Source organism: Kitasatospora sp. NPDC059803 (assembly GCF_042732255.1).
Classification (GTDB): Bacteria; Actinomycetota; Actinomycetes; order Streptomycetales; family Streptomycetaceae; genus Kitasatospora.
Genome location: NZ_JBHWIJ010000325.1, coordinates 1 through 9084, shown reverse-complemented (window position 1 = coordinate 9084; position 9084 = coordinate 1). Strand labels below are relative to the sequence as shown.

7 protein-coding genes are annotated in these 9084 nt (G+C 74.6%); 6 read left to right on the top strand and 1 reads right to left on the bottom strand.

What is annotated here, in order from left to right:
- Nucleotides 1-34: 34 nt before the first annotated feature.
- Entirely contained in the window at nt 35-1375 is a 1341-nt protein-coding gene (gene murA, locus ACFV6I_RS33880) for a UDP-N-acetylglucosamine 1-carboxyvinyltransferase (protein ID WP_063349179.1), read from the bottom strand.
- A 299-nt stretch (nt 1376-1674) separates the two neighbouring features.
- On the opposite strand from murA, the gene ACFV6I_RS33875 reads away from it, so the two are divergent.
- The 6 genes from ACFV6I_RS33875 to ACFV6I_RS33850 form a co-directional block, all read left to right on the top strand.
- Nucleotides 1675-2259: a YqgE/AlgH family protein gene (locus ACFV6I_RS33875; RefSeq protein ID WP_063349180.1), complete on the top strand. Its 585-nt coding sequence runs from the start codon at nt 1675-1677 to the stop codon at nt 2257-2259.
- Between the two features lie 61 nt (nt 2260-2320).
- The gene (locus tag ACFV6I_RS33870) at nt 2321-2605 is read left to right on the top strand and encodes a DUF3039 domain-containing protein (protein WP_063349181.1); all 285 of its coding nucleotides are present in this window, start codon (nt 2321-2323) and stop codon (nt 2603-2605) included.
- Between the two features lie 129 nt (nt 2606-2734).
- Entirely contained in the window at nt 2735-4345 is a 1611-nt protein-coding gene (locus ACFV6I_RS33865) for a beta-N-acetylhexosaminidase (protein WP_380335225.1), read from the top strand.
- Between the two features lie 311 nt (nt 4346-4656).
- Nucleotides 4657-5523 carry an FAD binding domain-containing protein gene (locus tag ACFV6I_RS33860; RefSeq protein WP_380429549.1) on the top strand — a complete coding sequence of 289 codons (867 nt, stop codon included), beginning with the start codon at nt 4657-4659 and terminating at the stop codon, nt 5521-5523.
- The gene (locus ACFV6I_RS33855; protein ID WP_380429546.1) at nt 5520-6686 is read left to right on the top strand and encodes a 2Fe-2S iron-sulfur cluster-binding protein; all 1167 of its coding nucleotides are present in this window, start codon (nt 5520-5522) and stop codon (nt 6684-6686) included. The genes ACFV6I_RS33860 and ACFV6I_RS33855 overlap by 4 nt, the downstream gene beginning before the upstream one ends.
- On the top strand, nt 6683-9084 hold a 2402-nt coding region (locus ACFV6I_RS33850; RefSeq protein WP_380429544.1), incomplete at its 3' end, for a xanthine dehydrogenase family protein molybdopterin-binding subunit. The genes ACFV6I_RS33855 and ACFV6I_RS33850, both read left to right, overlap by 4 nt.

Here is a 9084-nt window from a genome sequence, read left to right as displayed (position 1 = left end):
GCCCACAGGCCCGTAGGCCTGTGGGCCCTGCGGGTCAGGCGTCGACCAGCTGCTCGGACGGCAGCTCGACGTGGGCGCCCAGGTCGCGCAGCTTGTCCATGAAGTTCTCGTAGCCGCGGTTGATCAGGTCGATGCCGTGCACGGTCGAGGTGCCCTCGGCCGCCAGCGCCGCGATCAGGTACGAGAAGCCGCCGCGCAGGTCGGGGATGACCAGCTCGGCGCCCATCAGCTTGGACGGGCCGGAGACGACCGCCGAGTGCAGGAAGTTGCGCGCGCCGAAGCGGCACGGGGTGGCGCCCAGGCACTCGCGGTACAGCTGGATGTGCGCACCCATCTGGTTGAGCGCGCCGGTGAAGCCGAGCCGCGACTCGTACACCGTCTCGTGGACGATGGACAGGCCGGTGGCCTGGGTCAGGGCGACGACCAGCGGCTGCTGCCAGTCGGTCTGGAAGCCCGGGTGCACGTCGGTCTCCAGGGCGATCGCCTTGAGCTCGCCGCCCGGGTGCCAGAAGCGGATGCCCTCGTCCTCCACCTCGAAGGCGCCGCCGACCTTCCGGAAGGTGTTCAGGAAGGTCATCATCTCCAGCTGGCGGGCGCCGCGGACGTAGATGTCGCCCCTGGTGGCCAGCGCCGCGCAGGCCCAGGAAGCGGCCTCCAGGCGGTCCGGCAGCGCGCGGTGGGTGTAGCCGCCCAGCTCGTCGACGCCGGTGATCAGGATGGTCCGGTCGGTGCCCAGGGTGATGATCGCGCCCATCTTCTGCAGCACGCAGATCAGGTCGACGATCTCCGGCTCGATGGCCGCGTTGCGCAGCTCGGTGACGCCCTCGGCGAGGACGGCGGTGAGCAGCACCTGCTCGGTCGCGCCGACCGAGGGGTAGGGCAGCTCGATCTTGGTGCCGCGCAGGCGCTGCTGGGCGACCAGGTAGGTGCCCTGCGGGTGCTTCTCGATGGTGGCGCCGAACTGGCGCAGCACCTCGAAGTGGAAGTCGACCGGGCGGCCGCCGATGTCGCAGCCGCCCAGGCCCGGGATGAAGGCGTGGCCGAGGCGGTGCAGCAGCGGGCCGCAGAACAGGATCGGGATCCGCGAGGAGCCCGCGTGCGCGTCGATGTCGGCGACGTTCGCACTCTCCACGTGCGACGGGTCGAGGATCAGCTCGCCGTCCTCGTCGCCGGTCCGCACGGTGACCCCGTGCAGCTGGAGCAGGCCGCGGACCACCTTGACGTCGCGGATGTCCGGGACGTTGCGCAGTCTGCTGGGGCCCTGGCCGAGGAGGGCGGCGACCATGGCCTTGGGCACCAGGTTCTTCGCACCGCGGACGCGGATCTCGCCTTCGAGCGGGTTTCCGCCGTGGACCAGCAGGACGTCGTCGGTCATCGTTCTCGCAATCCGGGGTGCCAGAGGGGTGGGAAGGCTCCGGTAGAGAGCCGGTGGTGGACCGGTTGGTACGGGCGCGCTCGGGCCCCCGGCAAAACCGAGTCGGCACCGTAGAAGGGCGTCCACCATCCGTAGATGGTAGTGGGCGTGCCGATGGTTCCCGTGAGCCTCTCCCGTGATGGTCCTCTCTCCGGGCTCGCTCCCGCCCGCCGGAGGGGCCGTTCGGGTGTTTGTCCGGCGTGGCGGGGTTTCGATCGTTGAGGTGTCCGACCCCGGCCGTTCTGCGGGATCATGTGGGCATGACGGCGGCCCACTCGCACGCAGGACGGTCCCACACCGGCCGTCTGCTCGTCGCGACGCCCCTGCTCACCGACCCGAACTTCGCCCGGGCGGTGGTGCTGCTCCTCGACCACGACGTCGAGGGGGCGCTCGGCGTGGTCCTCAACCGGCCGACGCCGGTCGAGGTGGGCAGCGTGCTGGACGGCTGGGGGCGGCTGGTCGGGCAGCCCGCCGTGGTGTTCCAGGGCGGACCGGTGGCGCTGGACTCGGCGCTCGGCCTCGCCGTGGCGCCGGGGGAGCCGGGCACCGGCGAGCCGCTCGGCTGGCGGCGGGTGCACGGCGCGATCGGCCTGGTGGACCTGGAGGCGCCGCCCGAGGTGCTGGCCGGCGAGCTGGGCGCGCTGCGGATCTTCGCCGGGTACGCAGGCTGGTCGCCGGGCCAGCTGGAGACGGAGCTGGGGAGCGGCGCCTGGTACCTGGTGGACTGCGAGCCGGGGGACATCTCCAGCCCGGAACCGGAGCGGCTGTGGCGCTCGGTGCTGCGCCGCCAGCGCGGCCCGCTGGCGCTGCTCGCGACCTATCCGGACGACCCGACGCTGAACTGACGTACGGGCCGCCGTCGCGATACTGGCCGGGTTTCGCGGGGCGCCCATAGACTTGGCACCTATGAGCACTCTTGAGCCCGAGCGCGGCCTCGGCACCGGCACCCTGGTCGAGCCAGTCCCCCAGGTGTCCCACGGGGACGGCGACCACGAGCGCTTCGCGCACTACGTCCAGAAGGACAAGATCATGGAGAGCGCGCTCTCCGGCTCGCCCGTGGTGGCGCTCTGCGGCAAGGTCTGGGTGCCCGGGCGCGACCCGAAGAAGTACCCGGTCTGCCCGATGTGCAAGGAGATCTACGACGGCATCGGCAAGCCGCAGGGCGGCGACGACAACAACGGCGGCAAGTAGCACCGGCCGCCGCGGGCCGGTGCCCGGCGCCGTTGTGCACGGTGTGGTTGTGCACAGTGCCGTTTTGCATAGTGCCGAGTTTCCGAAGTGGTCTATGCCAGTCGTCCGGGGCGGGGGCAGGATGTCGGAATGGACCTCATTCCCGTGCCTTCGAGTGCCGTCCGCCGCCCGGACGAGGACTTCCCCCTCGACGACGCCACCACGCTGACCGCGCCGCCCGGGCTGGCCGACGCCGAGCGGTGGCTGCGAACCACGCTGACCGCGGCCACCGGGCTGCCGCTCGGCCCGGGCCGGCCGGGCACGGGCATCGAACTGGTCCAGGACGACGCGCTGGCCGCCGAGGCGTACCGGATCACGGTGCGCCCCGGCCACGCCCTGGTGGCCGCGGGCGGGCCGGCCGGTGCGCTGTGGGGCGCGCAGACCCTGCGGCAGCTGCTCGGCCCGGACGCCTTCCGCCGGTCCCCGCTGCGCGGCACCGGCTGGGTGCTGCCCGGCGCGGACATCGAGGACGCCCCCCGGTTCGGCTGGCGGGGCGCGCTGCTCGACGTCGCCCGGCACTTCCTGCCCAAGTCGGACGTGCTGCGCTTCGTCGACCTGCTGGCCGCGCACAAGCTCAACGTGCTGCACCTGCACCTGACCGACGACCAGGGCTGGCGGGTGGAGATCAAGCGCTACCCCGGCCTGACCGAGCGCGGCGCCTGGCGGGACCGCTCGATGGTCGGCTACCGGGCCGGCCAGCGCCGCGACGACCGCCCGCACGGCGGCTACTACACCCAGGACGACCTGCGCGAGATCGTCGCCTACGCGGCCGCGCGCGGGGTCACCGTCGTCCCGGAGGTCGACCTGCCCGGGCACACCCAGGCCGCCGTCGCGGCCTACCCCGAGCTGGGCAACACCGACGTGGTGGACACCGCGGCGCTCGGCGTCTGGACGGACTGGGGCGTCAGCCACAACGTGCTCAACGCCTCCGAGGACACCCTGCGCTTCTTCGAGGGCGTGCTGGAGGAGGTCCTGGAGCTCTTCCCGTCCGAGTTCATCCACCTCGGCGGCGACGAGTGCCCCAAGGAGCAGTGGAAGGACAGCGCGGCCGCCCAGGCGCGGATCCGCGAGCTCGGCCTGGCCAACGAGGACGAGCTGCAGAGCTTCGTGATCCGGCACTTCGACCGCTGGCTGGCCGAGCGCGGCCGCCGGCTGATCGGCTGGGACGAGATCCTGGAGGGCGGGCTCGCCCCGGGCGCCGCCGTCTCCTCCTGGCGCGGGTTCGGCGGCGGGATCGCCGCGGCCAAGGCCGGGCACGACGTGGTGATGTGCCCCGAGCAGCACGTCTACTTCGACCACCGGCAGGCCGACGGCCCGGACGAGCCGATCCCGGTCGGCTTCGTGCGCACGCTGGAGGACGTGTACCGCTTCGAGCCGGTGCCCGGGCAACTGGACGAGACGGCCGCCCGGCACGTGATCGGCACCCAGGCCAACCTGTGGAGCGAGTTCATGGACAGCGCCCGGGACATCGACTACCGGGCCTTCCCCCGGCTGGTGGCCTTCGCCGAGGTCGCCTGGTCCGACCTGCCCACCGATCCGGCCGAGCGCGACTACGCCGGCTTCGAACACCGGCTGGAGGCGCACCTGAAGGTGCTGGACGCGCTCGGCGTGGAGTACCGCCCGGCGGACGGCCCGCACCCCTGGCAGCGCTGGCCCGGGGTGGCCGGCCGGCCGATCGAGGGCCCGCCGCCGGTGCGCTGAGCGCGACGGACTTGCCCCTTGCGGGAACTTCTGAGTGGTCATCTGACGTCAAGAACAGATGAACATCTGCCCAGGTCCGGTTCGGGCCTGGGCAGATACCGCCCGGTATCCGTCCCAATCGGGCAGTCCCGTTCACCTGCCCCGAAATGATCATCGAGCATTGTGTGCCAGAGTTGCCCAACCCGGCCCGATCGCCCGTACCCTACGGGCCAGGCCGGGCTGCTGACGCGGACACCACGGCCGAAGGCCGCGGGCGGCAGCCGATCGATGAGCAAGTGGAGCACGGTGGGACCCAGGTGAACCGGACGATCATGCTGCCGGCCTCCCTCGACGAGGCCGTCGACGCGCTGGCCGCCACCCCGGCCGCGGTACCGGTGGCCGGCGCCACCGACCTGATGGAAGCCGTCAACGCCGGACGGCTACGCCCCGCCGCCCTGGTCGGCCTCGGCCGGATCACCGAACTGCGCGGCTGGCGCGACGAGGACGGCGGCACCGCCGTCCTCGGCGCCGGACTCACCCACGCCCGGATGGACCGCCCCGACTTCGCCGCGCTCATCCCCGCGCTCGCGGACGCCGCCCGCACCGCCGGCCCGCCGCAGGTCCGCAACGTCGGGACCCTCGGCGGCAACATCGTCACCGCCGCCCCGGCCGGCGACACCCTCCCGGTGCTCACCGCCCTGGAGGCCAGCGTCACCCTCGCCCGGGCCGGCGCCAGCCGCGAGGTGCCGGTCAGTCACCTGCTCACCGGCCTCGACCCGGTGCGCCCCGGCGAACTCCTCACCTGGGTGCGCGTCCCGCTGCTGCACGCCCCGCAGGTCTTCCTCAAGGCCACCGGCCGCAGCGGCCCGGCCCGCGCCACCGCCTCCGTCGCGCTGGTCCTCGACCCCGCCCGGCGCGCCGTGCGCTGCGCGGTCGGCGCCGTCGCGCCCGTGCCGCTGCGCCCGCTGGAGGCCGAGGCCTGGGTCGCCGGCTGCATCGACTGGGACGGCAGCCGGGAGATCGACCCGGCCGCGACCGCCGCCTTCGGCGAGTACGTGGCCGCCGCCTGCGTCCCCGACAGCTACGGCGCCGAAGGCGCCTGGGAGGCCGCGACCGAGGGGCCGAGCGCGGCCGCCGTTCGGCTGCGGCGTACCGTATCGGTGCTGGCCCGACGGGCACTGGGAAGGGCGCTGAAGTGACCACAGACCCCATCGAGACCCTCGACGCCGACCCGCTCGGCCTCACCCCGCAGGTCAGCCGCGAGCTGCGCCCGTGCGCCTCGTACACCTTGCGGGTCAACGGTTTCGAACGGCCCGTCACCGACGCCTGGATCGGCGAGAGCCTGCTCTACGTGCTGCGCGAGCGGCTCGGCCTGGCCGGCGCCAAGGACGGCTGCGAGCAGGGCGAGTGCGGGGCCTGCTCGGTGCAGGTGGACGGCCAGCTGGTGGCCGGCTGCCTGGTGCCCGCCGCGCTGGCCGCCGACAGCGAGATCAACACCGTCGAGGGCCTGTCGGCCGCCGGCGGCGCGAGCGACGTCCAGCAGGCGCTGGCCGAGTCCGGCGCGGTGCAGTGCGGCTACTGCACCCCCGGCATGGCGATGGCGGTGCACGACCTGCTCCAGCGCAACCACCGCCCGACCGAGGTCGAGGCCCGCCAGGCGCTCTGCGGCAACCTCTGCCGCTGCACCGGCTACCGCGGAGTGCTGGCCGCCGTCCAGAGCATCGCCGACGCGCGCGCCGAGGACATCGAGGAGGCGGAGGAGACGGCCGCCGCGACCGCCGCCCAGGCCGCCTCACCGGCCACCGACCAGGCCGCCGACCAGCCCGCCGGGGAAGCGGCCGCCGGACCGCAGCAGGCCGCCGAACCGCCGGTCTACGCCGACGCCGACGCCTGGATCGAGCACGTCCCGCAGCCGCCCGCCGAGCAGCCCCCGGCCGGCGCCGACCAGCCGTACGGCGACGGCCAGGGCGGCTACGACACCGGCGTGTACGACACCGCCGTCCTGACGCCGGTCCAGGGCATCCCCGCCCAGACCGCCGACGACCAGGTGTACTACCCGCCGCAGGGCTACCCCGAGCAGCCGTACCAGGGCACCCCCGCCCACGGCACCTACGTGCCCGGCGGCTACCCGCAGCAGAACGGCTACGACGCCGGGTACGACGCCCCGGTCTACGAACCCACCCCCGCGCACGGCACGCCGCTGCCCGGGGCCGCCTTCGACGGCACGCCCCCGCACGGCACGCCCTACGTCGCCACGCCCCCGCACGGCGCTCCGGCCGGCGGCACCGCCCCGGCCGGCGTCCCGTACGGCGCCACCCCCGCCCACGGCATCCGGCTCCCCGAGGACGACCACGCATCATGACGTCGCCTACCGACATCGGCGCAGCACTCCAGCAGGACGGCGGCGAGGGCGGCGCACCGGAGCCGTTCGGCCTGGGCAGCTCACCGCTGCGCAGCGACGCGCTGCCCAAGGCGCTCGGCATCTACCCGTACGCGGCCGACCTGTGGGCCGAGGGGCTGCTCTGGGGCGCGGTGCTGCGCTCGCCGCACCCGCACGCCCGGATCAGGGGCATCGACACCGCGGCCGCGCTCGCGCTGCCCGGCGTGCACGCCGTGGTCACCGCCGCCGACCTGCCGCCCGGCCCGGACGGAGCCCCGGACGGCGCCCCGGCCGGGCCGATCGTCGCCGACCGGCCGGTGCTGGCCGCGGGCGTGGTGCGCCACCACGGCGAGCCGATCGCCGCGGTGGCCGCCGACCACCCGGACACCGCCCGGCTGGCGGTCGGTCTGATCGCGGTCGACTACGAGCCGCTGGAGGCCGTCACCGACCCCGAGCAGGCCTTCACCGCCCCGTCGCTGCACCCGGACGGCAACCTGTTCCGCCACCTGCCGCTGCGCACCGGGGATCCGGACGCGGCCGGCGAGATCATCATCGAGGGCCTCTACCAGGTCGGCCGTCAGGACCCGGCCCCGCTCGGCGCCGAGGCCGGGCTGGCCGTGCCGCGCCCGGACGGCGGCGTCGAACTGCACCTGTCCTCCACCGACCCGCACGGCGACCGCGACCGCACCGCCGCCTGCCTCGGCCTGGAGCCCGACCGGGTCCGGCTGGTGGTCACCGGCGTGCCCGGGGCCACCACCGACCGCGAGGACCTCTCCTTCCAGGTCACCCTGGCGCTGCTGGCGCTGCGCACCGGCCGCCCGGTGAAGATGACCCTCACCCGCGAGGAGTCCTTCCACACCCACCCCTCGCGCCACCCCGCGCTGCTGCGCTACCGCCACCACGCCGACGCCGAGGGCACCCTGGTGAAGGTCGAGGCGCAGATCCTGCTGGACGGCGGCGCGTACGCGGACGTCTCCGCCGAGGCGCTGGCCGCCGCCACCGCGTTCTCGGTCGGCCCGTACGTCTGCCCGAACGTCTTCGTGGACGCCTGGGCGGTGCGCACCAACAACCCGCCGGCCGGGCGGATGCGCGGCGAGGGCGCGTTGCAGGCCTGCTTCGCCTACGAGTCGCAGCTGGACCAGCTGGCCGCCCGGATCGGCGTGGACCCGGTGGAGATCCGCCGCCGCAACGCGATGGCCACCGGCGACCCGATGCCCACCGGACAGGCCGTCACCTGCCCGGCGCCGGTCGGCGCGCTGCTGGAGGCCGTCGCGGCCGAGCCGCTGCCGGCCCTGCCGGTGGACGACCCGGACGCCGAGTGGCTGCTGCCGGGCGGGCCCGGTGGCGCCGGCGACCCGGCGGCGGTGCGGCGCGGGATCGGCTACGCCGTCGGCATGGTGCACATGCTCGGCGCCGAGGGCGAGGACGAGGTCTCCACCGCCACCGTGCGGGTCAGCGGCGACCATGCCACGGTGATCTGCGCGGCCGTCGACTCCGGACAGGGCTTCGCCACGCTGGCCCGGCAGATCGTGCAGACCGTGCTGGGCGTCAGCGAGGTGTACATCGCGCCGGCCGACAGCGACCAGTCGATCGCCGGTCCCTCCGCCCGCGGCCGGCACACCTGGGTCTCCGGCGGCGCCGTCGAGCGCGCCGCGCTGATGGTCCGCCACCAGCTGCTGCAGCCGATCGCCGCCAACTTCGGGATGTCGGTGGAACTGCTGCAGATCGCCGACGGCAAGATCACCTCGTACGACGGGGTGCTCGGCATGCCGGTCGCCGAGGCGCTGGAGGGCAAGGAGCTCTGGGCGACGGCCCAGTGCCGCCCGCACCCCACCGAGCCGCTGGACGAGTCCGGGCAGGGCGACGCCTTCGTGTCGATCGCGTTCTGCGCGATGCGCGCGGTGGTGGACGTGGACATCGAGCTGGGCGCCGTCCGGGTGGTCGAGATGACGGTCGCCCAGGACGTCGGCCGGGCGCTGAACCCGCGGCAGATCGAGGACCGGATCGAGGCGGGCGTGGCCCAGGGCGTCGGCCTGGCGCTGCTGGAGGACCTGCGCACCGAGGGCGGCGTGCTGCTGAACCCCTCGCTCACCGGCTACCGGCTGCCCACCGCGCTGGACACCCCGCAGGTACGGATCGCCGCCCTGCTGGAGGAGCGGGACGTGGTCGCCACCTTCGGGGCCAAGGCGGTCAGCGCCGCCCCCGCGGTGGTCGCCCCGGCGGCCGTGGCCGCCGCCCGCCGCAGGTCGGAGGCCACGATGGCGTCCGGCTTCAGCGAGGCGAGCAGCCGGGCGGCGCGGCGGGCCCCGGGGGGCGGCGGGGGGGTTGGGGGCGGGGGTGTCGCGGGCGGGGCGGCCCACACCGAACCCCGCGGCCCCCG